A 22,664-nucleotide genomic window follows, 5' to 3' on the forward strand; every position below is an offset into this window, starting at 1 on the left:
TCACCTCGAGCGTGACCCGATGACCGAGACCGTGCTGAGCCTTCTACTCGGCGTCGTCGTGATTCTGGCGATCATCGCCGCCAACGGGTACTTCGTCGCGCAAGAGTTCGCCTACATGTCGGTCGACCGCACGCGGTTGGCCGCGCGTGCCGCCGAAGGTGACGCCGCCGCGAGGCGCGCCCTGAAGGTCACGAAGCGCACGACCTTCATGCTCTCGGGTGCCCAGCTCGGCATCACCATCACGGGCCTGCTGGTCGGTTTCGTCGCAGAACCGCTCATCGGCGAGTCGGTCGGCGCGCTCTTGGGCGGCGTCGGCGTGCCAGCGGGGGTGGCGATCACCATCGGCACGGTCGGCACGCTCGCGATCGCGACGGTCGTGCAGATGATCTTCGGCGAGCTGTTTCCGAAGAACCTCGCCATCGCGAGCCCCGAGCCGCTCTCGCGAGCGCTCGCGCGGTCGACGCTCGTCTACATGACCGTCTTCGGGTGGCTCATCAACTTCTTCGACAGATCGGCGAATCTGCTATTGCGCGCGCTGCGTATCGAGCCCGTGCACGACCTCGACGTCAGCGCCTCGGCCGACGATCTGCCGCACATCATCGCTGACTCGCGCGACAGCGGCGACCTGCCGGTCGAGCTCTCGCTCATGATCGACCGCATTCTCGACTTTCCGCAGCGCGACGTCGAGCACGCCATGATTCCTCGCTCGCAGGTCGACTGGGTGCGGCCCGACACGACGGTCGTCGAGCTGCGTGAGCTCATGGCCCGCGCGCACACGCGCTACCCGGTGATCGACGACGACGACGCACCCGTGGGTGTCGTGCACCTCGCCGATGTGCTCACCCGGCTGGGCGACGAGCATGCCGACACCTCGGTGTCGTCGCTCATGCGCCCGGCGACGGTGCTGCCGACCCTCATGCTTCTGCCGGATGCTCTCAGACAGTTGACGCGCACGAAGAACGAGATCGCCTGCGTGATCGACGAGTACGGCGGATTCGCCGGGGTGCTGACGCTCGAAGATCTCGCCGAAGAGGTCGTGGGCGAGATCACCGACGAGCACGACGCCGAGTTCGGCGAGCTCGTGGTGCCCGACGGCGATGGCGTGTGGATCATGGATGGCGACGTACACCTCGACGAGGTGGAGCGCGCGCTCGGCCGCGAACTGCCTCGCGGCGATGTGGAGACGATCGCCGGCTTGCTCATCGCCGAGCTCGGGGCGCTGCCGGTGGAGGGCACTACCGTGCGCATCGGCCTGCCGGTCGATCCCGCTGACCTAGTGGCCGACGCTCCCGTCGTCTACCGCCTCGATGTCGATGTGCTGCGCGTCGAGCGTCACGTGCCCACCGAGGTGCGCGTGCGGCTCGTCGAGATCGTCGACACGGAGGCCGACCGATGACCGACTCGCTCTTCGTCACCGTGGCGACGGCCGCGCTCATCGTGCTGAGCGCCATCTTCGTCATCATCGAGTTCGCACTGCTCGGCGCGCGACGGCACCGTCTCGAAGAGCGCGCGGCCGAGAGCCGTTCGGCTCGCGCCGCGCTCAAGGGCATGAATGAGTTGACCGTCATGCTCGCCGGTGCGCAGCTCGGCATCACAGCGTGCACCTTCGCGCTCGGAGCGATCACGAAGCCGGCGGTCGACGCCTGGCTCGGCCCGCTCTTCACCTCGTGGGGTCTCGTCGAGTGGGCGTCAGATGCGACCGCCTTCGCTCTGTCGCTCTTCTTCGTCACCTTCCTGCATCTCGTCGTCGGCGAGATGGCGCCGAAGTCGTGGGCGATCGCGCATCCCGAGACGTCGGCCATGGCCGTCGGCGTCGTGTCTCGCATCTACGTGTGGCCGCTGCGCCCTCTGCTGAACTGGGTGAACAGCATCGCGAACCGTCTCGTACGCGCCGCGGGCGTTGAGCCCGTCGAGAGCGCGGCGGTCGGCGGCCAAGATATCGCAACCATCCGGCAGCTCGTCGAGCACTCGGCGAAGGTCGGCACGCTCGAGCCCGAGATGCAGCAGCAGATCTCCGGACTCATCGACCTCGGAACCCTGCCGGTCGAGGCGCTGCTCGTGACCGGCGCGGTTCCGACCCACGTGTCGCCCGAGGCGACCGTTGCCGAGGTGCGGGCCGCCGCCCTCGAGTCGGGCCACTTGCGCATTCTGGTCGTCGGCGATGACGGTGCGACGCCCTCTGTCGTGCACGTGCGCGACACCCTGCTCGAGTCGGCATCGCGCCCGGCGACCGAGCTCGCTCGCGCGGTCTTCGTGCTCGATGCTCAGACTCCCGTCTACGAGGCGCTCGCCCGCATGCGCGAGTCAAGCGTGCAGCTCGGCATCGTCATGGGCGCCGACGGAGTTCGGGGCGTCGTGACGCTCGCCGACATCTTGCGCCGAGTGCTGCCCGTGGGCTCAGAGGTCTGACGCGCGAATCTCGCGCCGCATGACCAGACGGCGCTTCGTGGGGTGCGCGACCTCGCTGAACCCCGCCGCGAGAAAGGCGCCGACAGGGCCGACGCTCAGCTCGTCCCACGTGATCTCGGCGCCGCCGGTCAGCATCGGGTAGCCCTCGATCGCTCGAGCCCCGCGCTCGCGGGCGTGGTCGACGGATGCCCGCACGAGGTCGTACGTGAGGTGCTGGCCGCGGAACCCGCGGCGCACGACCAGGCACGCGATGGCCCACACGCTGGCGTCGTCCTTGTCTTCGCGACGGTCAGCCCAGGGCACGGGCGAACCGCGCAGGCGGCGGAACGCCGTGCGGGCATCCACCGCCGCCCAGCCGGCCGGTTCGCCGTCGACGTAGGCCACGACGCCCGCCGTCGCAGCAGGCGTGCGGTCGGTCGCTGCGTCGACGGGGGAGTCGCAGCCGACCGCGTCGCGCAGCACGGCGGCGCGCTGCTCGACCGGCAGCGCGTACCACTCGCGGTCACCGAGCCGCTGCCGCGTGCACTGACAGCGGCCGGCCGTGCCCGTAAGAATCGCCTGCAGGTCGTCCCAGCTTGCCTCGTTGGCGGGGCGGATGACGACCTCGGGCGCGACCATGACTGCGAGAGTACCGTCCGGCTTGTCAACCCCTTGAGGGCTCTCTGCGACCCGAGCACCCTGGAACGGTCGACATCAGGTCGACGAGACGCCTGAGGGGGAAGCATGACCGAACAGCCCAGTGACCCGACCACGCTTCATCGCTCGGAGGAGTTTCCGGCTCAAGAGTTCGACGCCCCTGGTTCGACCGAGCAGATGTCGCCGGCTCCCGACCACGGCGAGCAGCGCTATCGGGGCCACGATCGGCTGCTCGGCCGACGGGCGCTCATCACCGGCGCTGACTCGGGCATCGGGCGCGCCGTCGCGATCGCCTTCGCGCGCGAGGGCGCTGATGTGGCCTTCACCCACCTGCCCGTCGAGCACGCCGATGCCGCGATCACAGAGCGCGCCGTGCGCGAAGCCGGGCGCACCGCTGTGGCGATGGAGGGCGACCTGCGTGATGAGCAGTTTGCCGAGCGTATCGTCGATCACGCGGTCGGCGAGCTCGGCGGCCTCGATATCTTGGTGCTCAATGCCGCCCGCCAGGGTGATCGTCGCACCCTGCACGACGTGACTGCTGACGAACTGCGGCACACCTTCGAGACCAATTTGTTCTCGCAGATCGCGACGGCTCGCGCAGCTCTGCCGCACTTGAATCCGGGGGCCAGTGTGATTCTGACGACCTCCATCCAGGCGTTCGACCCTTCGCCGGGGCTCGTCGACTACGCGATGACGAAAGCTGCGCAGGTCGCCTTCGTGCGTGCCATGGCCCAAGATTGGGGCGGCCTCGGCATCAGGGTCAACGGAGTCGCGCCCGGGCCGATCTGGACCCCGCTGATTCCGTCGACGGGCTGGGACGACGAGAAGGTCGTCTCGTTCGGGCAAGACACACCGCTCGGGCGAGCGGGGCAGCCCGCAGAGCTTGCCGGAGCCTACGTGTTTCTCGCCTCGGAAGAGGCGACCTACGTGTCGGGCACGATCGTCGGGGTCACCGGAGGGCGCCACCTGTAGCAGTTCGGCCCCGCCGCGGGCACGGGAGTCGCGCCGATAGGCTGGAGGGGTGTCTAAAGTCTTGACCTCACTGCCCGTCGGCGAACGCGTCGGCATCGCCTTCTCCGGAGGCCTCGACACCTCTGTTGCCGTTGCGTGGATGCGTGACAAGGGCGCGATTCCGTGCACGTACACCGGCGACCTCGGCCAGCCCGACGAGCCCGATGTCGAGGCCGTGCCGGGGCGTGCGACCGAGTACGGTGCCGAGATCAGTCGGCTCGTCGACGCGAAGGCGGCGCTCGTCGAAGAGGGGCTCGTCGCGCTCGCGTGCGGTGCCTTCCACATTCGCAACGCCGGCAAGACCTACTTCAACACCACGCCGCTCGGTCGCGCCGTGACGGGCACGATGCTCGTGCGGGCGATGAAAGACGATGGCGTCGAGATCTGGGGCGACGGCAGCACCTACAAGGGCAACGACATCGAGCGGTTCTACCGTTACGGCCTACTGGCCAACCCGCGCCTGCGCATCTACAAGCCGTGGCTCGATGCCGACTTCGTCACCGAGCTGGGCGGGCGAAAGGAGATGAGCGAGTGGCTCATCGCCCACGGTTTTCCGTACCGCGACTCGGCCGAGAAGGCCTATTCGACCGACGCCAACATCTGGGGCGCAACGCACGAGGCGAAGACCCTCGAGCACCTCGATGTGTCGCTCGAGACGGTCGAGCCGATCATGGGCGTCAAGTTCTGGGACGAGTCGGTGTCAATCGTCGCGGAAGACGTGACCGTCACCTTCGTCGAGGGTCGCCCCGTCGCGCTCAATGGCGTCGAATTCACGGATGCTGTGCAGCTGGTGCTCGAAGCGAACCGCATCGGCGGCCGCCACGGGCTGGGCATGAGTGACCAGATCGAGAACCGCATCATCGAGGCGAAGAGCCGCGGCATCTATGAGGCGCCGGGCATGGCCCTGCTGCACATCGCCTACGAGCGGCTGCTCAACGGCATTCACAACGAAGACACCCTCGCGAACTACCACGCCGAAGGTCGTCGCCTCGGGCGGCTCATGTACGAAGGCCGGTGGCTTGACCCGCAGTCGCTCATGCTGCGCGAGAGCATTCAGAAGTGGGTCGGCTCGGCCGTCACCGGCGAGGTGACCCTGCGACTGCGCCGCGGAGACGACTACACGATTCTCGACACGACCGGCGCGGGGCTGTCGTATTCGCCCGAGAAGCTCTCGATGGAGCGAGTTGGCGACGCGGCCTTCGGCCCGACCGACCGCATCGGGCAGCTCACGATGCGCAACCTCGACATTGCCGACTCGCGCGCGCGGCTTGAGCAGTATGCCGCTCAAGGCATCATCGGCGGCGCGACCGCGCAGCTCGTCGGCACGATCACGGCCGGCGAGTTCGATGAGGTCACCGAGCACGCCACGCCCATGACGGCTGACCGTGAGGCGCTGGCCGAGGCCGTGGATGCGGCGAGCGAGGCCGCGGCCTTCGATTCGGGCACCGACTGACCTCGAGTGCGCCTGTCAGTCGACCGGGAGGCTCACCGTGGCGAGGATTCGTCGGCGCGCCTCGGGTGGTGCAGACGAGCGCGTGACGAGCGGCACGAATGCGGCATTGATGGCGTCGAGCGCGGTCTTCCATTCGTCGTCGGTGGCGACGACCGCCGTCTGGCGAAACCCCACGAGGTCGGTCTCGAGGCTTGCACGCGGGGCGGCGAGATAGTCGTCAAAGGCCGAGGCGAGGCTCGCGAGATAGGCGAGAAACCCCGCCCTCAACGTCACGCCATCGAGGTGCGGGTCGTCGGGGTCGACGGAGGTCGCCTCGGTGCGCACGCGCAGCGAGCGCTCGATCGATCCGCGCACGCGACGCTCTGAGACGACCTCGAGCACCCCGCCGTCGACGAGTGCGCCCACCTGCCGGTAGAGGGTCGCCGGGGCGACATCGGGCAATTTCTCGGCCAGGGCCTTCGTGGTGAGCTCGCCCCGCCCGAGCATCGCCTGCACGATGCGCAGGCGCACGGGGTGCAACAGCAGTTCGGCGCTCGTCATGGCATCACCCTATCAATCTCACTTGCGCGAATGTTATCAAGAATGATATCAATGCAGTGACCCATCCACGAAAGGACCCACGATGGCCACTGTCTCTCTTGACGCCACCGCGATCACCGTTCGCCTCACCCTGCTCGAGCGGGTTCTCGCCGTGCACGGCTCTGTCACTCTGCCGCTGCACATGATGCGGTCGGCGAGCTCGGTGCCCGACGGCATCGCCGCCGTGCGCGGCATACGCGCACCCGGTCTCGGCGTGCCCTGGTGGGCCAAGATCGGCACCTGGCGCCGTCGCGGAAGCAGAACTCTCGCCGTGGTCCGCGGTCGCGGACCCGCTCTGCACCTTCAGACCTCGGCGGGCCCCATCAGCCAAGTGCTCGTCTCGACCCCCGAAGCAGATGCGCTCGCACAGCGCGTGCAGGCCGCGATCGCCGGTGCCGGCCGATGAGCGCCGTCACCATCTCGGCCGGAGTGCCGCTCGCCGCCGAGCGGGTGGTCGCGCACGACGCCCGCGCGATGGCGGTGCTCATTCCCGGAAGCGGACCGATCGATCGTGACGGCGATGCCGCGAAGCTCCCACTCGGTATTCAGCGTCAGCTCGCCGACGGTCTGTGCGAACGAGGGGTCTCGAGCATCCGCTGGGACAAGCGGGGCGTGGGGGAGTCGGGTGGTGACTTTCTGTCGACCGGCCTGCACGATCTCGTCGACGACGCCCTCGCCGTCGTCGATGAGGCGATGAGCACGGGGCTTCCCGTCGTGGTCATCGGCCACAGCGAAGGCACGGCGATCGCCGCCCGACTGCTCGTCGAGCGCCCGGCGATCGCCGGGGCGGTGCTGCTCTCGCCCTACGCCCGCACCGGCCTCGAGGTGCTGCGCTGGCAGGCCCGCTCGCTCGTCGCCGACGTGCCTGCCTTTGTGCGCGGCCTGCTGCGGCTGATGCGCACCGACCTCGAGTCGCAGACCGAGAAGAACCGACAGAGGCTGCTCGCGACCACGCGCGACGTCGAGCGCATCGGCGGGGTGCGGGTCAACGCCCGGTGGTTTCGCGAATTCATGGCCTACGACCCTCGTGCCGACCTCGGCGCAGCGACTCAGCCGGTGCTCGCTCTCGCAGCGGGCCACGACCTGCAGTCACCGCCCGACGACGCCGAAGCGATCGCCGCGCACCGAACTGCCCCGACTCGGGTCGTTCGGCTCGACGGCCTGAGCCACATCATGCGCTCTCAAGAGGCGCCGACCCTCCGCACCTATCGACAGGATGCTCGCCGGCCGATCGACGAGCGCATCGTGCCGCTCATCTCGGCGTGGATCGAGCAGCTCGTCTCGCGCTGACCCTCACGCTCTCGCGAACGCCCGAACGGGCGAGTCGGCGAGCACGAACCGCGTGGGGGCGACACTCGAAAGCACGGTGAGCACGAGTGCGGTGACGAGCACGACACCGATGAGCGGCAGCGGAATCATCGGCACGACGATGCGGCTCGACAGCGCGACGCCCATGATGCTCTGGGCTCCCACCCAGCCGAGCAGCGCACCGAGTGCGAGCCCCGCGAGCGATGCGGCCACGCTCAACACGGCGGCCTCGATCACGACAACCGTCGCCGCATCGCGACGCGACTGCCCGAGAATGCGGGTGACGGCGATCTCGCGCGCACGCAGTCGCGTGGTGAGCGCGACCGTGGTGGCGAGGCCGACGGCGGCGATGAGCACGACGAAGCCGATGAGCGCGCTGACGACGCCGAGCACCGCGAGCAGCACCTCGTCGGCTTGATCGGCGAGAGCGGTGTCTTGGTACTCAATCGCGAGCGAGAGGTTCGCGCTCGCGGTGGCGACAACGAACATCGAGACGACGGCGACGCCGATGAGCACGCCGAGGGCAGCGCGCGCGGTACGGGCAGGATGCTCGGCGAGCGTGCGTCGCGCGAGTGCAGCGGGCCCGGTGCGCGGCATCGCGGCAGCGAGCACCCGCACGATGCGCGGCACGAGGCCGCGAGCACCGGCGAGCACGCCGATCGCCATGAACGTGCCGGCGACGATGCCGAGGAACGCCGCGATCGGCGTGAAGGCTCCCGCGAGAGCTGTCAGTGCGAGCAGCGCAAGACCCGTCGTCAGTGCAGCAGTCGCGCCGCGACCGAGCCGCACGTCGTCGGAGCCGCCGACCTGCTGCGTGCCCGCGAGGCCGAGCGCCTGCACTGGCTCAGCAGCGAGCACCGCTGCCGACCCGCGCCACGCGGCGATGACCGTGCACACCTGCAGAACGAGCAGCGGCACGACGACGAGCGGATTCACGAGATCGGCGGCGGTGGCTCCTGCGAACATCCCGTCGCGCTGCGCGCCGGCCAGGAAGATTCCGTAAGCCGCGGCGGCCCCGAGACCGATGCCGAGGGCGCTCGCTCCGAGCGACAGCCGCAGGCCCTCGCGGGCGATGCGGGCGCGCTCCGCCTGGGCCGAGGCTCCGAGCAGCCGACGCAGAGCGATCTCGGTGACCCGCGTGGCCGTGACGAGCACGAAAGCGTTCGTCACGACGACCGTGGCGACGATGAGGGCGACGATGAGGAAGGCCGCACCGAGAATGCCGAGCACGAGCTCGGCCATGGCGCCTTGGCCGAACGGCGTCGAGGCGAGCCCCGACTGCAGCAGCGCCATCACCGAGGTGAGCAGCACGATGTACATCGCGCTGAGAGTGACGACTGTGATGGCGGCGAGGGTGCCGCCCCGCCCGCTCATCGCTGGGCCTCGGCGCGCACATCGAGAGCGTCGGCGAGCATGAGCGCCGAGATCTCTGCCGCGGTCGCTCGACCGAGCTCGGCGACGAGGTGCCCGTCGCGGATCGAGAGCACGCGGTCGGCCGAGCTCGCCGCGATCGGGTCGTGAGTCACCATGATGATGCCGCAGCCGCTGTCGTGCACGAGCTCGGTGAGCAGGGCCAGCACGTCGCCTCCGGTCGCGAGGTCGAGATTGCCCGTGGGCTCGTCGGCAAAGACGACGGCGGGCCGATGGGCGAGGGCCCGCGCAATCGCCACACGCTGCTGCTGACCGCCCGAGAGCTCATGGGGCCGACGCTCCAGCAGCCCGCGCAGCCCGAGCCGGTCGATGAGCTCGGCCTGCCAGACTGCGTCGTTATCGCGACGTCGGCGCCCGAGAGTCTCGGGCAGCCGAATGTTGTCGAGGGCGGTGAGCCCGGGCAGCAGGTTGAACGACTGAAAGATGAAGCCCATGCGCTCGTGCCGCAGGGCGGCAAGTTCGCTCTCGTCGAAGTCGGTGAGCGCGTGCCCATCGAGCATGATCTCGCCCCAGGTGGGGGTATCGAGCCCGGCGAGCAGGTACATGAGCGTCGACTTGCCCGAACCGCTCGGGCCGACGACGGCCGTCAACTCGCCGCGGCGGAACTCTGCGGTGATGCGGTCGACAGCGGCGACGGTCGCGCCGTCGGCGCCGAACAGGCGGGTGAGGTCGGTGCAGCGGGCGACGATGTCGACGGCGGCTGTGGTGTGAGGTGTGGTCATGGCGTCGACGCTACGGAGGCCTCGGTGGCGACCGCGTCGCCCTGCAGTCGCAATCTGCGGCGAGGGAGTACCGCTCGGGTCGGTACCGCAGTACCGCACGCCGCCCCCTGAGGGAGGATGCCCCACACTGCTCGAGCGACCAGGATGGACTCATGACGATGCATCCTGCCCTCGTGCGCTCGCGCACCGGAGTGCTCGTCGCCGACGGTATCACCGGGTTTCTGCTGTGGATTCTCAGCGGCGCCTTCGCGACGCTCTCGGGGGCGGATGCCGATGCCGGCCTCGCCGGACGCCTCGTGCTGCTCGTCGCGGGAGCCGTCATGGCCGCTGCCGTCACGGTGCGCCGCCTGCACCCGGGCTGGGCTCTCGGTCTCGCGTGGGCGAGCACGCTCGTGCACACGCTCGCCGGTCTGGACGCGAGTCTCACCCAGATCGGCGTGCTGGTCGTTCTCGCGAGCGCGGCGCACTACGGCTCGACCAGGGTGCTCACCCTGAGCGGAGTGTCGGTCGCCGTGGGCGCGATCATCGCCGTCGCCTATCTCGTGCTCATCGACTCGTGGCTCGTGCAGCTGCTTTCGGCCAACCCGGCTTTTCCGGCGTGGCTACCGCTCGCGCTGCTGGTCGCGCTCGTCGGGCTGACGCTCTCGGTGCCGTGGCTCGTCGGCCTCGTCGCGCGCACGCTGCGGTTGGGTCGAGAAGGTCGCGAGCGAGCCCGCATCGCGCAGGACGAAGCTCGTCGGGCGAGCGAGATCGCCGAGCTGCAAGCGGCGCGCACGGTACTGGCCCGAGACGTGCACGACATCGTCGGCCACTCTCTCGCCGTCATCATCGCCCAAGCAGAATCGGTGCGCTTTCGAGATGTCGACGACCCTGAGGGTCTCGAGGCGGTACGCGGCACGGTCGGCACGATCGCCGACACCGCCCGACGTGCCCTCGGAGAGGTGCGTCACGTGCTCGAGACGACCGCCGTCACGGGCGAGGGGGGTGCAGGGCTGTCGTCAGGCGAGGCGCACACCGGCCTCGATCTCACGCAGCTGCTCGACGACGTCGAGCGCTCGCGCCCCGGCATGACCGTCGAGTGGGCGGAGGGTGTGCGGCTGCCGCGCGGCGAGAGCGCGGTGGCGCTCTACCGCGCCGTGCAAGAGCTGCTCACGAACGCGCTACGTCACGGCGAGCCGACTGCGCCCGTGCTGGTGCGCGTCGACGCAGACCCGGCGTCGGGAGACATCGAGGTCGAGATCGAGAACACTGTGGCGATGGCGAGCTCGAGCGAGCATCCGTGGCCGCGTGACGGCACGGGTCTCGACGGCGCGCGTTCGCGGCTGCAGAGCGCCGGAGGGTCGCTCGAGGCGAGAGCTCTCGACGGGGTGTTCACGGCGAAGGTTCGACTTCCTGCGGTGGGGGAGCCCTCGTGAGCGCGCCGATCAGAGTCGTGCTCGTCGACGACCAACCGCTCTTCCGCCACGGGGTCGCCGCGGTCGTCGCCGCGCAGACCGACATGGTGCTCGTCGGCGAAGCCGGCTCGGGTGCCGAGGCCGTCGCTCTGCTGGATGAGCTCGATGCCGATGTCGTGCTCATGGATATCCGCATGCCTGACGTCGACGGTGCGGAGGCGACGCGTCGCCTGCTGAGCCCGGAGCGGGCCGCACGGCGAGCTTCTGCGCTGCGCATCATCGTGCTCACTACGTTCGGTCTCGACGAGCGTGCGCGCGCGGCGGTCGACGTAGGCGCGGCGGGCTTCTTGCTGAAAGATGCGAGCCCCGAGTTCTTGGTCTCGGCGATCAGGGCGGTGCACGCGGGCACAGCGGTCGCCGCGGCCGGCGATCTGGCGGTGCTGCTCGCAGCACCATCGCCCGCGGTGCCGCCGCCGCCCGCCGCGCTCGCAAGCCTCACCGAGCGCGAGCGCCTCGTCTTCGACTGCGCCGCCGAAGGCCTCAGCAATGGCGAGATCGCGGCGCGCCTCTACCTCAGCGAGTCGACGGTCAAGACCCACGTCAGCAACGTGCTCGCCAAGCTCGGCGTGCGCGATCGCGTGCAGCTCGTCGTGCTCGCGCACCGCCACGGGCTCGGCGGGGGTGCGAGCAGCTAACCCCGCGGCGCAGCGGTTTTCTGCACGGCGTGCAGCTTGCGCTCGAGCACGGAACGCTGGGCGTCGTTCGTCACCCGACTCGCTGCCAGTTCGAACTCTCGGCGTGCTTCTGCCCCGCGGCCGAGCCGGGCGAGCAGCTCGCCGCGCACACTCGGCAGCAGATGCGAGCTCGCGAGGGCCCCCGACTCGGCGATCGTGTCGACGATGCGCAGCGCCGTTGCCGGACCCTCGGCCATCGAGACCGCGACGGCGCGATTGAGTTCTACGATCGGGCTGGGCGAGACCCGCCCCAGCACCTCGTAGAGCACGACGATGCTCGCCCAATCGGTCGTCGTGACGCTCGTCGCGATCGCGTGCTGCTCGGCGATGGCCGCCTGCAGGGCATACGAGCCGCGCCCCCTGCCCAGCGCGTCCACGCGGCGCAGAGCCGCCCGACCTCGCGCGATGGCCGCGTGATCCCACCGCCGTCGATCCTGCTCGTCGAGCAGCACCGGCTCGCCGCCTGCTCCCGTGCGCGCCGCGAAGCGCGAAGACTGCAGCTCGAGGAGGGCGAGCAGACCGTGCACCTCTGGCTCGCGCGGCACCATGACGGCGAGGCGTCGGCCCAGCCTCACAGCCTCGCCAGCCAGCTCGCGCTGCAGCCATGAGTCTCCGATCGTGGAGGCATAGCCCTCGGTGAAGATCAGGTAGATCACTCTGAGCACGCCGGCCAGCCGCGGACCCCACTCGTGCGGGTCGGGCACCTCGAAGGGCACGGCCGCGGCCGACAGCGAGCGTTTCGCCCGCACGATGCGCTGCTGCATCGTGGCCACCGGCACCAAGAAGAGCCGGGCGAGCTGCTCGGTCGAGAGGCCGCCCACGAACTTCAGCGCGAGTGCGCATTGCGCCTCGAGCGAGAGCACGGGGTGGCATGCGACGAACAGCAGGCGCAGCACCTCGTCGCCGATCGGCTCGACCTCGTCGAATCCGCTCTCGCTCAGCGTCGAGGCGAGGGCCTCATAGCGTGAGTCGAGTGCGTCGCGACGTCGCCAGGCATCGATCGCGCGCCGTTTCGCGACGGCGGTGAGCCAGGCGCCGGGCGAGTCGGGTACTCCGTCCCTGGCCCAGGTGCGCAGGGCCTCGAGGCACGCCTCCTGCGCGAGGTCTTCGGCGAGCGGCACATCACGGGTGATCGCGGCCAGGCTCGCGACGACCCGTGCGCCTTCGATGCGCCAGAGGGTTGCGAGCCGCCGTGCGACCTCGTCGTGCTCGGCCGCGCTGCGGGTCATCAGCCCTGCTCGGCCTTGCGGGCGAGCTCGTCGCGCCAGCCCTCTTCTTTCTGAATGAACTCGTTGTCGGCGAAGTCGGCGAAGTCGCTCTCGTCGGTGATGCGGCGCACCTCGAGCTTCGTGCCCGGGCCGAGGGGGCAGCGACGGGCCCACTCGATCGCCTCGTCCTTGCCGGCGACCTCGATCATCCAGAACCCATTGAAGAGCTCGTGCACCTCGCCGTACGGGCCATCGGTGACAACCTTGTCGTCGCTCGAGAAGTCGACGACGAACCCCTCGGAGGGGTCGCTGAGCCCTTCGCCGCCGATCATGACGCCGGCCTGCATGAGTGACTCGTTGTAGGCGCCCATCGCATTGATGATCGCCTCGAAGTCGAGGTCTTCGCTGGCCGTCGTCGCCTCGGCGGTCGAGCGCATGATGAGCATGTACTTCGGCATGATGGTTTCCTCTCGCACGGGTCGCCCACTGCGACCCTTCACTATGACGACGAGCGGCGCTACCCGAAATCGACAGCGGCGTCGAAGAATCTCAACCGGCTAGTGCCGAGGCTTGCGCGCAGGTCGGTCGTCGCGGTCGCCGGCGTTGCCACCGCCGTAGCCTCGCTCGGCACGTTTGCGCGGCCCGCGGTCGAGCTGAAGCTCGATGAGCTTGCCGCTGATGCGGGTGGCCGCAAGCTTGTCGAGGGTCTCGCGCGGCATGTCGACGGGCAGCTCGACGATCGAGAAGTCGAGCTTGATGTCGATCGCACCGAAGTCTTCTCGACTCAATCCGCCCTCGTTCGCGAGCGCGCCGACGATCTGGCGCGGTTCGACGCGGTGCCGGCGGCCGACCTCGATGCGGTAGGGGGCGAGGCGGCCGTTGCCTGTGCGGCTGCGGCGCTCCGGCCGCTCGGCTCGGTCGCCGTCGCGGGCCGGGCGGGCATCCCGTTCCTCGCGCGGTGGACGCACGGGGCGCAGATCGGCCTCGGTCAACAGCAGCGAGGTTCCGCCCTGGGCGACGACGGCGAGTGCGGCCGCGACCTCGGCTTCGGGCACGTCGTGGTGCTCGACGTAGTGGCCGATGATGTCGCGAAAGGCGCTCATCAGCTCGGTCTGCCCGAGCGCCTCGGTGATCGAGTCGTCGAAGCGTGCCAGGCGCGTCGCGTTGACGTCGTCGACCGTCGGCAGCTGCATCTGCGTGAGCGGTTGCCGCGTGGCCTTCTCGATGGCGTCGAGCAAACGGCGCTCGCGCGGCGTTACGAAGCTGATGGCCGCGCCGCTGCGTCCGGCGCGGCCCGTGCGGCCGATGCGGTGCACGTACGACTCGGTGTCGACCGGAATGTCGAAGTTGATGACGTGGCTGATGCGCTCGACGTCGAGGCCGCGGGCGGCGACGTCGGTCGCGACGAGAATGTCGAGCGTGCCCGACTTCAGCTGCTCGACGGTGCGCTCTCGCTGTGGCTGCGCCACGTCGCCGCTGATGGCCTGCGCAGAATAGCCGCGCGCGCGCAGCTTCTCGGCGAGCGTCTCGGTCTCGTTCTTCGTGCGCACGAAGATGATCATTCCGTCGAAGTTCTCGACCTCGAGAATGCGCGTCAGGGCGTCGACCTTCTGCGGGTACGACACCATGAGGTAGCGCTGCGTGGTGTTGGCCGAGGTCGTGGTCTTCGTCTTGACCGTGATCTCTTCGGGGTCGTTCAGGTGCTGCTTCGAGATGCGGCGAATGGCCGCGGGCATCGTCGCCGAGAACAGGGCGACCTGCTTCTCGGACGGGGTCTCGGCGAGAATCGTCTCGACGTCTTCGGCGAAACCCATTTTGAGCATCTCGTCGGCCTCGTCGAGCACGAGGTACTTGAGCTCGCTCAGGTCGAGGGTGCCCTTCTCGAGGTGGTCCATGATGCGGCCGGGCGTGCCGACGACGACGTGCACGCCGCGGCGCAGGGCCGACAGTTGCACGCCGTAGCCCTGGCCGCCGTAGACGGGCAGCACGTGTACTCCGGGCAGGTGCGCCGCGTACTTCTCGAAGGCCTCGCATACCTGCAGGGCGAGCTCGCGGGTCGGGGCGAGCACGAGCGCCTGCGGGCTCTTCTGCTTCACGTCGAGGCGCGAGATGATCGGCAGCGCGAACGCCGCGGTCTTACCCGTGCCGGTCTGGGCGAGGCCGACGACGTCGCGTCCGGCGAGAAGGGCGGGAATCGTGGCTGCCTGAATCGCACTGGGCGTCTCGTATCCGACGTCGGCGAGGGCGGCGAGCACTGCGTTGCTGAGCCCCAGTTCGCTGAAGTGAGGTGTCGTGGGCGCGCTATCGGCCTCGGTCGTGGCGGTGTCGTCGTGAGGCGTCATAGTACTAACGGTACGCGGGTTGAGTGGGCTCTTGACGCGCGGACCCGATGATCACTAACCTACAACCAAATGGTTGTAGAAATTGCGAGACTCAGCGACGCAGAGGTCGATGCCATCTTCGGCGCCCTCGCCGACGCCACGCGGCGCGACATCGTCGAGCGCGTCATCGAGCGTGAGCAGTCGGTGTCGTCGCTGGCGGCGAGCTACGCGATGAGTTTCGCTGCCGTGCAGAAGCACGTGGCGGTGCTCGAGCGGGCATCCCTCGTGGTGAAATCGCGCAGCGGGCGCGAACAGATCGTGCGCGCGAATCCCGACTCCCTGCAACGAGCGCGATCGTTGCTCGAGTCGTACGAGAGCCTATGGCGGCACCGGGCCACCACGATCGACGCGATCCTCGCCGAGGGTCCTGAGCAGTAGGGAGACCACCATGCCCGTCACCGACGCCATCACCGACCTCGAGGCATTGAGCCTCACCTTCGTGACCGAGCACGACGCTCCTGTCGATCGAGTCTGGCAATTGTGGGCAGACCCACGGCAGCTCGAGCGCTGGTGGGGCCCGCCGGAGTGGCCGGCGACGTTCACGCGCCACGACTTCGTGCCCGGTGGCTGGTCGAACTACTACATGACCGGACCGAACGGCGAGAAGGCACCCGGCTGGTGGATCGCGAAGTCTGTCGAGGCTCCCACACGGTTCGAGTTTCGTGACGGGTTCGAGGGGCCCGACGGCCGACCCGACCCGACAATGCCTACCATCGAGGCGACCGTCACCCTCGACGATCTCGGCGACGGGCGCACGCGCATGGTCATCACATCGGTCTTTCCGAACGCTGATGCTTTCGTGCAGATGCGCGAGATGGGAATGGAAGAGGGGATGCAGTCGGCGCTCGGCCAGATCGAAGCGCTTCTCGCGGGGTAATCACCAATCGCTGTGTCAAGGGGTGTCTCGACGGCATGGTCGATAGGTACGGTCGGCGCATGCCTCGAGATATCACAGAGCGCTCGATCGACCCCACGAAGCTCAGAAACCAGCCTCAACTGACGAGCGCTTCTGGCACAACCTGGGTCGTCGTCGCCGCGGTGTCGACTGTGCTTCTCGCGCCCATGCTGCTGATCATTGACGGCCTGGCACCTGTGGGTTTTGCCGCCGTCGTCATCATGGTGGTGCTGCTGATCTCGACGATCCTCGTGCGCGTGCTCGTGAGGGCGGGGCGCGAAAGACTGATCGCGCTCGCCAGCCTCTACGCGACTCTGCTTGCCTGTGCACTGATCGCCACGCTCGTCATCGCTGCCCGTGGGTCATGACAGCCATGCTCGAGCCGAACATCGACACCGAGATCTCACGCATCGCGACCGTCGTCGCTGACGCTGCCCAGCAACGCGGCATGCGGTTGGCGTGCGCCGAATCGCTCACGAGCGGTGCGATCGCCTCGGCACTGGGGCGAGCGCCGGAGTCGGCGCACTGGTTCTGCGGGGGAGTCATCGCCTACACCGCAGACGTGAAGGTCGGTGTGCTCGGTGTAGTTCCTGGGCCAGTTGTCACGACCACGTGCGCGATGCAAATGGCCGTGGGGGTTCGCGACTTGATGACGGCCGATGCTGCAGTCGCGGTGACGGGGGTCGGCGGACCGGGCGAGAGCGAAGGCAGACCGGCGGGCACGGTCATCATCGCGGTGAGCACGGCAAAGGGAATCGACGTCGCCACTCATTGTTTCGAGGGCGACCCCGGCGCGGTGGTCGCACAGACAACACTGTGCGCCCTCGTCAGCTTGCGTGACGTGATCGAGCGCTAGCCACGGCGCGTACCCTGGAGGTATGGCATCCGATCGCGGCATTCGCAACAACGGCGCGGCCGCGAACCCACGATCGACGACAGATGCCCGCCCTCAGGTGCGCCCGACGACCGAGGGCTGGCAGCAGAAGATGGGCCCCGATGGCCGCCCGGTGCTACAGTTCGCCGAGCCGAAGCGCGGCAAACCGCCCGTTCATCTCGCCGACCTGACCCCCGAGCAGCGCGTCGAGCGCGTGAAAGAGCTCGGGCTACCCGGCTTTAGAGCGAAGCAGTTGAGCACTCACTACTTCACGCACTACTCGACCGACCCTGCGGCGATGACTGACCTTCCCGCCGCCCAGCGCGACGAGCTCGTCGCCGGCATGCTGCCCCCACTGCTGACCGAGGTGCGCCGTTTGCGCACCGACAACGGCGACACGATCAAGTTTCTCTGGAAGCTTCACGATGGCGCCCTCGTCGAGAGCGTGCTCATGCGCTACCCGGGCCGCATCACGCTGTGCGTCTCGAGCCAGGCCGGCTGCGGCATGAACTGCCCGTTCTGCGCGACGGGGCAGGCGGGGCTGACGCGCAACATGTCGAGCGCCGAGATCGTCGACCAGATCGTGCAGGCCAACGCGGCCATCGCCGCGGGAGAGCTCGGCGGTAAGAAGCGCGGCGAGACCACGCCCGAGCGCGTCAGCAACATCGTCTTCATGGGCATGGGCGAGCCGCTCGCCAACTACAACCGGGTGATGGATGCTCTGCGCACGATGGTCGAGCCCCAGCCGCACGGGCTCGGCATGAGCGCGCGCCACATCACGGTGTCGACGGTCGGACTCGTGCCGGCCATCCTGAAGCTCGCGGAGGAGAAGATCCCCGTGACGTTCGCGCTCAGCCTGCACGCGCCCGACGATCAGTTGCGCGACGAGCTGATTCCCGTCAACTCGCGCTGGAAGGTCGACGAGGCCCTCGACGCGGCGCGCGCCTACTTCGACGCCACGGGGCGCCGGGTGTCGATCGAGTACGCACTCATCAAAGACATGAACGATCACGCCTGGCGCGCCGACCTGCTCGCCCAGAAGCTGCTCGAGCGCGGCCGGGGCTGGGTACACGTCAACCCGATTCCGCTGAATCCGACCCCCGGGTCGATCTGGACCAGCTCAGAGCCCGCCGTCATGCGCGAGTTCGTGCGCCGCCTCGACGACGCGGGCATTCCGACCACTTTGCGCGACACCCGCGGCAAAGAGATCGACGGGGCGTGCGGGCAGCTCGCCGCTGCCGAATAGCCGCTCCCGAACATCCCTCGGGTCGGCCATACTGAACGCATGTTCCTCGACTCGATCAATCAGTTCTTCACGCAGATCGTCGGCATCAGCGTCGCCGTCGTCGTCTCGCTCATCGTCATCATCGTGCTGCTGCGCAGCATCAAGGTGGCGAAGCCCGATGAGGCGATCATCGTCACCTCGCGCCAGCGCACGCCGAAAGAACGACTGCAGAACGCCGAGATGGAGAACGTCGGCCAGCGGGTCGTGTTCGGCTCGCGCGTCTTCGTCAAGCCCATTGTCGAGGCCTACTTCAAGCTCAGCCTGCGGTCGCGGCAGCTCAACGTGCAGGCCACCGCGCAGACGCGCGATGCGATCACGATCAAAGTCAACGCGGTCGCCGTCGTCAAGGTCGGCGGCTCAGAGGCCATGGTGCGCGCAGCCGCCCAGCGCTTCTTGAACCAGCAAGACCAGATCGAGTCGTCGACCGAAGAAGTCTTGAGCGGTTCTGTGCGCTCGATCGTCGGTCAGCTCACCGTCACCGAGATCATCACCAACCGCTCGGCCCTGCAAGAGCAGGTGCTCGAAGCGGTGCGCGAGGCGCTCGACATTCAGGGCCTGCAGATCGACACCCTGCAGATCAAAGAGATCGACGACGACAACAACTACATCCGCGACCTGGGTCGTGCGGAGGCCGCTCGCGTGAAGCAGGTCGCCGAGATCGCCGAAGCGCAGGCCCAGCAGGCGTCTGAAGAGGCGCGCATCAACGCTGCGCAGCAGATCGCCGAGAGCCAGCGCGCCCTCGACCTGCGCAACGCCGAGATTCAGAAAGAGACCGACAAGGCACGGGCCGAGGCCGCCGCGGCCGCCCCGCTCGCCGAAGCCATCGCGCAGCAAGAGGTCGTCTCGCAGCAAGAGCTCACGGCCCAGAAGCGCGTCGGCCTGCGCAAGCAAGAGCTTGACGCCGAGGTGCGTGCGGTCGCCGATGCGCAGGCCTACGCGATCGAGAAAGAGGCCGATGCGGCCGCACTCGCTGCCGTCGCCAACGCCAACGCCGAGCGCGACGCGCGCAAGGCCGCGGCCGAAGCCATAGAGGCGGAGGGTATCGCCGAGCGCAACCGACGCCGCAGTGCTGCCGAGGCTGTCGAGGCCGAGGGTATCGCCGAGCGCGCTCGACGCATCGCGGCCGCCGAGGCACTCGCGGCCGAAGGTGAGGCCGAAGCCGGCGCGATTCGCGTGAAGGGCACGGCCGAGGCCGACTCGACTCGCGCGCAGGCCGAGGCGCTGGCCGAGCGCGCCGAAGCCTTGCTCAAGCAGCGCATCATCGACCAGTTGCCCGAGATCGTGCGGGCCGCCGCCGAACCGCTCGGCGCGATTCAGAACATGACGGTCATCTCGTCAGACGGCACGGGCACCAACCAGCTCGGCGAGAACGTGGCCGGCCAGCTGGCGACGTCGACCAAGATCATCAAAGACCTCGTGGGCATCGACATCGCCGAGCTCATCAACGGCAAGGTCGTCGGTGAGGCCACCGGCGCGGCGGTCGCCAAGGGCGCGGCGAGCACGTCTTCACCGCGGCGCAAGAACACCGAATCTTGACGCGCTGAACCGGCCGTGCGGGCCCGAACGAGGCCCGCACGGTCGCTAGCGTTGAGGCATGACCGACGACGTTCTCGCCCAGCGCGATGCCTGGAAGGCTCGCGAGACCCTCGCCGAGCAATTGATTCCGCTCATCGGACGCCTGTATCGCGAGCACGGCGTGATCACGTCGATTCACGGTCGCCGTCTCATCAACCAGTCGGCGATCGGCGTGATCAAGGCGCATCGCTATGCCCACCACGTCACGGGAGCAGCTCTGCCGCTCGAGCAGACGAAGCGGGTGCTCGATGCCCTGCTCACGCTCGACCACGGCCCCGCGTCGCTCGATATCGCGCGACTGCTGCTTGACTACGACGAGCACGGCGACGGGCGGTCGCTCGTCGACTACCTGCGCGACGCCCTCGCGTCCACGCAGCGGGCCCCGCGCAACGCGGGCGGCACCGACGTCGTGCTGTACGGCTTCGGGCGCATCGGGCGACTGCTCGCGCGCATCCTGATCGCTCACGCCGGCAACGGTGCCGGGCTGCACCTGCGGGCTATCGTCGTGCGCCGCGGCGGCGAGAACGACCTCGTCAAGCGGGCAAGTCTGCTGCGTCGTGACTCGGTGCACGGGCCTTTCGATGGTTCGATCTCGGTCGACCAGAAAGCGGGCACCATTCTCGCCAACGGCACGCTCATCCAGGTCATCTACGCCGACGACCCGGCCGCGATCGACTACACCGCCTACGGCATTCACGACGCGATCGTCGTCGACAACACGGGCCGCTGGCGCGACGAGGAGGGGCTCTCGCAGCACCTGCGGTCGACAGGAGTCGCGCGCGTGCTGCTGACAGCACCCGGCAAGGGTGCGCTGCCGAACGTCGTGCACGGCATCAACCACGAGTCGATCGAGCCCGAGCATCGCATCGTGACCGCAGCCTCCTGCACCACGAACGCGATCACGCCCGTGCTCAAGGTGCTCGACGACGAGTACGGCATCGTGCACGGGCACGTCGAGACGGTGCACTCGTTCACCAACGACCAGAACCTCATCGACAACTTCCACAAGGGCGACAGGCGTGGCCGCTCGGCCGCGCTCAACATGGTCATCACCGAGACGGGGGCCGCGAAGGCGGTGGCCAAGGCACTGCCTGCGCTCGAGGGCAAGCTGACGGGCAACGCCATCCGCGTGCCAACGCCTGACGTCTCGATGGCGATTCTCAACCTGCGGCTCGAGCGCCCGACGACGCGCGACGCGGTCAACCATTTCTTGCGCGAGACGTCGCTGCACTCAGAGCTTCGCCAGCAAATCGACTACATCGAGTCGCCCGAGGTCGTGTCGACCGACTTCATCGGCTCGCACCGTGCCGGCATCGTCGACGGGCTCGCGACCATCTGCACGGGCGACAATCTCATCGTTTACGTCTGGTACGACAACGAGTACGGGTACAGCTCGCAGGTCGTGCGCGTGCTCGAGACGATGGCGGGCAGTCACCCGACCGTCGTGCCGGAGCGCGTCGGCGCCTAGCGCTCACGCCGAGTGTGCCTGTTGCGCGCGAGTGAGCCCCGGCTGGGCAGGCACAGTGGAGCGCAACGGGTACCTTCGCGCCCCGGTCAGCGAAAGGCAGCGATTCCCGTGATCGCGTTGCCGAGAATGAGCGTGTGCACGTCGTCGGTGCCCTCGTAGGTGCGCACCGACTCGAGGTTGTTGGCGTGCCGCAGCGGCGAGTGCTCGAGCGTGATGCCGTTGCCGCCGAGCATCGCCCGTGCCTCGCGCGCGATGGCAATCGCCTCGCGCGTGTTGTTGAGCTTGCCGACTGAGATCTGGTGCGGCTGCAGCTGGCCGGCATCTTTCAACCGCCCGAGCTGCAGCGCGAGCAAGAAGCCCTTGTCGATCTCGAGGGCCATGTCGACGAGCTTTTGCTGCGTGAGTTGATATGCGGCGACGGGCTTGCCGAATACTTCGCGCTGCTGCACGTAGGCGAGGGCGGCGCGGTAGCTGTCGAGCGCCGCACCCATGACCCCCCACATGATGCCGTACCGCGCTTGGTTGAGGCACGTGAAGGGGCCGCGCAGTCCCTCCGCTCCCGGCAGCTGGGCGTCGGCGGGCACGCGCACCTCGTCGAGCACGATGTCGCACTGGATCGACGCCCGCATCGACAGCTTCTGCCCGATCGGCGTGGCGGTGAAGCCTGAGCTGTCGGTGGGCACGATGAAGCCGCGGATGCCCGCCTCGGTCTGCGCCCAGATCACAGCGATGTCGGCGATCGACGCGAGGCCGATCCAGCGCTTCGACCCCGAGATGACCCAGTCGTCGCCATCGCGGCGTGCGACGGTCTGCATCGAGGCCGGGTCGCTGCCTGCATTCGGCTCAGTGAGGCCGAAGCATCCGATGATCTCGCCCGCCGCCATGCCGGGCAGCCACTGCTGCTTGTGCTCCTCCGAGCCGAAGGTGTGGATCGCGGTCATGGCGAGCGAGCCCTGCACCGACACGAAGGTGCGAATGCCGCTGTCGCCGGCCTCGAGCTCGGCGGCCGCGAGGCCGTACTCGACCGCGGAACGACCGCCGCCGCCGTAGCCCTGCAGGTGCATGCCGAGCAAGCCGGCCTCGCCCATGGGCGCGATCAGTTCACGAGGGAACTCGCCGCGGTCGTACCATTCGGCGATGCCCGGGCGCACGTGGCTCTCGACGAACGCCCGCACGCGGTCGCGCGTCGCGCGCTCGTCGTCGCTCAGCAGTGCATCGAAGCCGATGAGATCGAGGGGCGAGTCGGTCATGAAGGTCCTCTCTGACGTGCACTCATCGTGGCGCACCGCCTCGTCTTTGTC

At 68.6% G+C, this 22,664-nt stretch carries 23 protein-coding genes; 15 read left to right on the top strand and 8 right to left on the bottom strand.

Translation table 11 applies throughout. The features are described 5' to 3' along the window. The first annotated feature begins 19 nt into the window (after nucleotides 1-19). The gene (locus tag KL788_RS00215; RefSeq protein ID WP_293167414.1) at nucleotides 20-1,396 is read left to right on the top strand and encodes a hemolysin family protein; all 1,377 of its coding nucleotides are present in this window, start codon (nucleotides 20-22) and stop codon (nucleotides 1,394-1,396) included. Further along, on the top strand, nucleotides 1,393-2,409 hold the full coding sequence (locus KL788_RS00220; protein WP_293167416.1) for a CNNM domain-containing protein: 1,017 nt from the start codon (nucleotides 1,393-1,395) through the stop codon (nucleotides 2,407-2,409). Before KL788_RS00215 ends, KL788_RS00220 begins: the two co-directional genes overlap by 4 nt. Here the strand turns inward: KL788_RS00220 and KL788_RS00225 are convergent. Then, nucleotides 2,398-3,027: a GNAT family N-acetyltransferase gene (locus tag KL788_RS00225; protein ID WP_293167418.1), complete on the bottom strand. Its 630-nt coding sequence runs from the start codon at nucleotides 3,025-3,027 to the stop codon at nucleotides 2,398-2,400. The genes KL788_RS00220 and KL788_RS00225 overlap by 12 nt on opposite strands. A gap of 105 nt (nucleotides 3,028-3,132) precedes the next feature. Between KL788_RS00225 and KL788_RS00230 the strand changes: the two genes are divergently transcribed. Next, entirely contained in the window at nucleotides 3,133-4,017 is an 885-nt protein-coding gene (locus tag KL788_RS00230; RefSeq protein ID WP_293167420.1) for an SDR family oxidoreductase, read from the top strand. 49 nt (nucleotides 4,018-4,066) lie between these two features. After that, nucleotides 4,067-5,509 carry an argininosuccinate synthase gene (argG, locus tag KL788_RS00235; protein ID WP_293167422.1) on the top strand — a complete coding sequence of 481 codons (1,443 nt, stop codon included), beginning with the start codon at nucleotides 4,067-4,069 and terminating at the stop codon, nucleotides 5,507-5,509. 15 nt (nucleotides 5,510-5,524) lie between these two features. Here argG and KL788_RS00240 read toward each other — a convergent pair whose 3' ends face one another. Beyond that, nucleotides 5,525-6,049: a helix-turn-helix domain-containing protein gene (locus tag KL788_RS00240; RefSeq protein WP_293167424.1), complete on the bottom strand. Its 525-nt coding sequence runs from the start codon at nucleotides 6,047-6,049 to the stop codon at nucleotides 5,525-5,527. A gap of 82 nt (nucleotides 6,050-6,131) precedes the next feature. On the opposite strand from KL788_RS00240, the gene KL788_RS00245 reads away from it, so the two are divergent. Both KL788_RS00245 and KL788_RS00250 read left to right on the top strand, forming a co-directional pair. Beyond that, complete coding sequence (locus tag KL788_RS00245; RefSeq protein ID WP_293167426.1) at nucleotides 6,132-6,494, top strand: hypothetical protein; 363 nt, start codon at nucleotides 6,132-6,134, stop codon at nucleotides 6,492-6,494. Continuing rightward, the gene (locus KL788_RS00250; protein WP_293167428.1) at nucleotides 6,491-7,378 is read left to right on the top strand and encodes an alpha/beta fold hydrolase; all 888 of its coding nucleotides are present in this window, start codon (nucleotides 6,491-6,493) and stop codon (nucleotides 7,376-7,378) included. The genes KL788_RS00245 and KL788_RS00250 overlap by 4 nt, the downstream gene beginning before the upstream one ends. Before the next feature lie 3 nt (nucleotides 7,379-7,381). On the opposite strand, the gene KL788_RS00255 is transcribed toward KL788_RS00250, so the two are convergent. Then, the gene (locus KL788_RS00255; RefSeq protein ID WP_293167430.1) at nucleotides 7,382-8,770 is read right to left on the bottom strand and encodes an ABC transporter permease; all 1,389 of its coding nucleotides are present in this window, start codon (nucleotides 8,768-8,770) and stop codon (nucleotides 7,382-7,384) included. Continuing rightward, nucleotides 8,767-9,549 (bottom strand): ABC transporter ATP-binding protein, encoded by a 783-nt coding sequence (locus KL788_RS00260; protein ID WP_293167432.1) that lies wholly within the window; start codon nucleotides 9,547-9,549, stop codon nucleotides 8,767-8,769. The genes KL788_RS00255 and KL788_RS00260 overlap by 4 nt, the downstream gene beginning before the upstream one ends. A gap of 152 nt (nucleotides 9,550-9,701) precedes the next feature. On the opposite strand from KL788_RS00260, the gene KL788_RS00265 reads away from it, so the two are divergent. Together KL788_RS00265 and KL788_RS00270 are read left to right on the top strand one after the other, a co-directional pair. After that, nucleotides 9,702-10,964 (top strand): sensor histidine kinase, encoded by a 1,263-nt coding sequence (locus tag KL788_RS00265; RefSeq protein ID WP_293167434.1) that lies wholly within the window; start codon nucleotides 9,702-9,704, stop codon nucleotides 10,962-10,964. Next, entirely contained in the window at nucleotides 10,961-11,638 is a 678-nt protein-coding gene (locus KL788_RS00270; protein ID WP_293167436.1) for a response regulator, read from the top strand. The genes KL788_RS00265 and KL788_RS00270 overlap by 4 nt, the downstream gene beginning before the upstream one ends. Here KL788_RS00270 and KL788_RS00275 read toward each other — a convergent pair. The 3 genes from KL788_RS00275 to KL788_RS00285 form a co-directional block, all read right to left on the bottom strand. Next, nucleotides 11,635-12,906, bottom strand: a complete 1,272-nt coding sequence (locus KL788_RS00275; RefSeq protein WP_293167438.1) for an RNA polymerase sigma factor — start codon at nucleotides 12,904-12,906, stop codon at nucleotides 11,635-11,637. The two genes, KL788_RS00270 and KL788_RS00275, sit on opposite strands and share 4 nt — an antisense overlap. Next, a complete protein-coding gene (locus KL788_RS00280; RefSeq protein WP_293167440.1) occupies nucleotides 12,906-13,343 on the bottom strand; it encodes a YciI family protein in 438 nt (145 codons plus the stop codon). Before KL788_RS00280 ends, KL788_RS00275 begins: the two co-directional genes overlap by 1 nt. Nucleotides 13,344-13,442: 99 nt before the next feature. Further along, complete coding sequence (locus KL788_RS00285; RefSeq protein ID WP_293167442.1) at nucleotides 13,443-15,227, bottom strand: DEAD/DEAH box helicase; 1,785 nt, start codon at nucleotides 15,225-15,227, stop codon at nucleotides 13,443-13,445. Between the two features lie 69 nt (nucleotides 15,228-15,296). On the opposite strand from KL788_RS00285, the gene KL788_RS00290 reads away from it, so the two are divergent. Genes KL788_RS00290 through KL788_RS00320 form a run of 7 tightly spaced genes read left to right on the top strand, consistent with a single transcriptional unit; the run spans nucleotide 15,297 to nucleotide 21,363 of the window. After that, on the top strand, nucleotides 15,297-15,644 hold the full coding sequence (locus KL788_RS00290) for an ArsR/SmtB family transcription factor (protein ID WP_293167444.1): 348 nt from the start codon (nucleotides 15,297-15,299) through the stop codon (nucleotides 15,642-15,644). Nucleotides 15,645-15,654: 10 nt separating this feature from the next. After that, nucleotides 15,655-16,143 (top strand): SRPBCC family protein, encoded by a 489-nt coding sequence (locus KL788_RS00295; protein ID WP_293167446.1) that lies wholly within the window; start codon nucleotides 15,655-15,657, stop codon nucleotides 16,141-16,143. Nucleotides 16,144-16,202: 59 nt separating this feature from the next. Continuing rightward, the gene (locus KL788_RS00300) at nucleotides 16,203-16,529 is read left to right on the top strand and encodes a hypothetical protein (protein WP_293167448.1); all 327 of its coding nucleotides are present in this window, start codon (nucleotides 16,203-16,205) and stop codon (nucleotides 16,527-16,529) included. Next, nucleotides 16,526-17,017: a CinA family protein gene (locus KL788_RS00305; RefSeq protein WP_293167450.1), complete on the top strand. Its 492-nt coding sequence runs from the start codon at nucleotides 16,526-16,528 to the stop codon at nucleotides 17,015-17,017. Before KL788_RS00300 ends, KL788_RS00305 begins: the two co-directional genes overlap by 4 nt. Nucleotides 17,018-17,039: 22 nt before the next feature. Then, on the top strand, nucleotides 17,040-18,281 hold the full coding sequence (gene rlmN, locus KL788_RS00310) for a 23S rRNA (adenine(2503)-C(2))-methyltransferase RlmN (RefSeq protein ID WP_293167452.1): 1,242 nt from the start codon (nucleotides 17,040-17,042) through the stop codon (nucleotides 18,279-18,281). Between the two features lie 39 nt (nucleotides 18,282-18,320). Beyond that, on the top strand, nucleotides 18,321-19,856 hold the full coding sequence (locus KL788_RS00315) for an SPFH domain-containing protein (protein WP_293167454.1): 1,536 nt from the start codon (nucleotides 18,321-18,323) through the stop codon (nucleotides 19,854-19,856). 58 nt (nucleotides 19,857-19,914) lie between these two features. Continuing rightward, on the top strand, nucleotides 19,915-21,363 hold the full coding sequence (locus tag KL788_RS00320; RefSeq protein ID WP_293167456.1) for a glyceraldehyde-3-phosphate dehydrogenase: 1,449 nt from the start codon (nucleotides 19,915-19,917) through the stop codon (nucleotides 21,361-21,363). An 86-nt stretch (nucleotides 21,364-21,449) separates the two neighbouring features. Here the strand turns inward: KL788_RS00320 and KL788_RS00325 are convergent, their stop codons facing one another. Then, nucleotides 21,450-22,613 carry an acyl-CoA dehydrogenase family protein gene (locus KL788_RS00325; protein WP_293167458.1) on the bottom strand — a complete coding sequence of 388 codons (1,164 nt, stop codon included), beginning with the start codon at nucleotides 22,611-22,613 and terminating at the stop codon, nucleotides 21,450-21,452. Between the last annotated feature and the right edge of the window lie 51 nt (nucleotides 22,614-22,664).

The sequence above is a fragment of the Microcella sp. genome (genome assembly GCF_019739195.1).
GTDB lineage: Bacteria > Actinomycetota > Actinomycetes > Actinomycetales > Microbacteriaceae > Microcella.

Bases quoted from the DNA above. Each gene is read 5' to 3' on its own strand.
- KL788_RS00260 (WP_293167432.1), bottom strand. From the start codon at position 9,549: ATGACCACACCTCACACCACAGCCGCCGTCGACATCGTCGCCCGCTGC.
- KL788_RS00280 (WP_293167440.1), bottom strand. From the start codon at position 13,343: ATGCCGAAGTACATGCTCATCATGCGCTCGACCGCCGAGGCGACGACG.
- KL788_RS00215 (WP_293167414.1), top strand. From the start codon at position 20: ATGACCGAGACCGTGCTGAGCCTTCTACTCGGCGTCGTCGTGATTCTG.
- KL788_RS00285 (WP_293167442.1), bottom strand. From the start codon at position 15,227: ATGACGCCTCACGACGACACCGCCACGACCGAGGCCGATAGCGCGCCC.
- KL788_RS00220 (WP_293167416.1), top strand. From the start codon at position 1,393: ATGACCGACTCGCTCTTCGTCACCGTGGCGACGGCCGCGCTCATCGTG.
- KL788_RS00245 (WP_293167426.1), top strand. From the start codon at position 6,132: ATGGCCACTGTCTCTCTTGACGCCACCGCGATCACCGTTCGCCTCACC.
- KL788_RS00290 (WP_293167444.1), top strand. From the start codon at position 15,297: ATGGTTGTAGAAATTGCGAGACTCAGCGACGCAGAGGTCGATGCCATC.
- rlmN (WP_293167452.1), top strand. From the start codon at position 17,040: ATGGCATCCGATCGCGGCATTCGCAACAACGGCGCGGCCGCGAACCCA.
- KL788_RS00300 (WP_293167448.1), top strand. From the start codon at position 16,203: ATGCCTCGAGATATCACAGAGCGCTCGATCGACCCCACGAAGCTCAGA.
- KL788_RS00275 (WP_293167438.1), bottom strand. From the start codon at position 12,906: ATGACCCGCAGCGCGGCCGAGCACGACGAGGTCGCACGGCGGCTCGCA.
- KL788_RS00315 (WP_293167454.1), top strand. From the start codon at position 18,321: ATGTTCCTCGACTCGATCAATCAGTTCTTCACGCAGATCGTCGGCATC.
- KL788_RS00225 (WP_293167418.1), bottom strand. From the start codon at position 3,027: ATGGTCGCGCCCGAGGTCGTCATCCGCCCCGCCAACGAGGCAAGCTGG.
- KL788_RS00305 (WP_293167450.1), top strand. From the start codon at position 16,526: ATGACAGCCATGCTCGAGCCGAACATCGACACCGAGATCTCACGCATC.
- KL788_RS00240 (WP_293167424.1), bottom strand. From the start codon at position 6,049: ATGACGAGCGCCGAACTGCTGTTGCACCCCGTGCGCCTGCGCATCGTG.
- KL788_RS00250 (WP_293167428.1), top strand. From the start codon at position 6,491: ATGAGCGCCGTCACCATCTCGGCCGGAGTGCCGCTCGCCGCCGAGCGG.
- KL788_RS00230 (WP_293167420.1), top strand. From the start codon at position 3,133: ATGACCGAACAGCCCAGTGACCCGACCACGCTTCATCGCTCGGAGGAG.
- KL788_RS00255 (WP_293167430.1), bottom strand. From the start codon at position 8,770: ATGAGCGGGCGGGGCGGCACCCTCGCCGCCATCACAGTCGTCACTCTC.
- KL788_RS00295 (WP_293167446.1), top strand. From the start codon at position 15,655: ATGCCCGTCACCGACGCCATCACCGACCTCGAGGCATTGAGCCTCACC.
- KL788_RS00320 (WP_293167456.1), top strand. From the start codon at position 19,915: ATGACCGACGACGTTCTCGCCCAGCGCGATGCCTGGAAGGCTCGCGAG.
- KL788_RS00265 (WP_293167434.1), top strand. From the start codon at position 9,702: ATGACGATGCATCCTGCCCTCGTGCGCTCGCGCACCGGAGTGCTCGTC.
- KL788_RS00325 (WP_293167458.1), bottom strand. From the start codon at position 22,613: ATGACCGACTCGCCCCTCGATCTCATCGGCTTCGATGCACTGCTGAGC.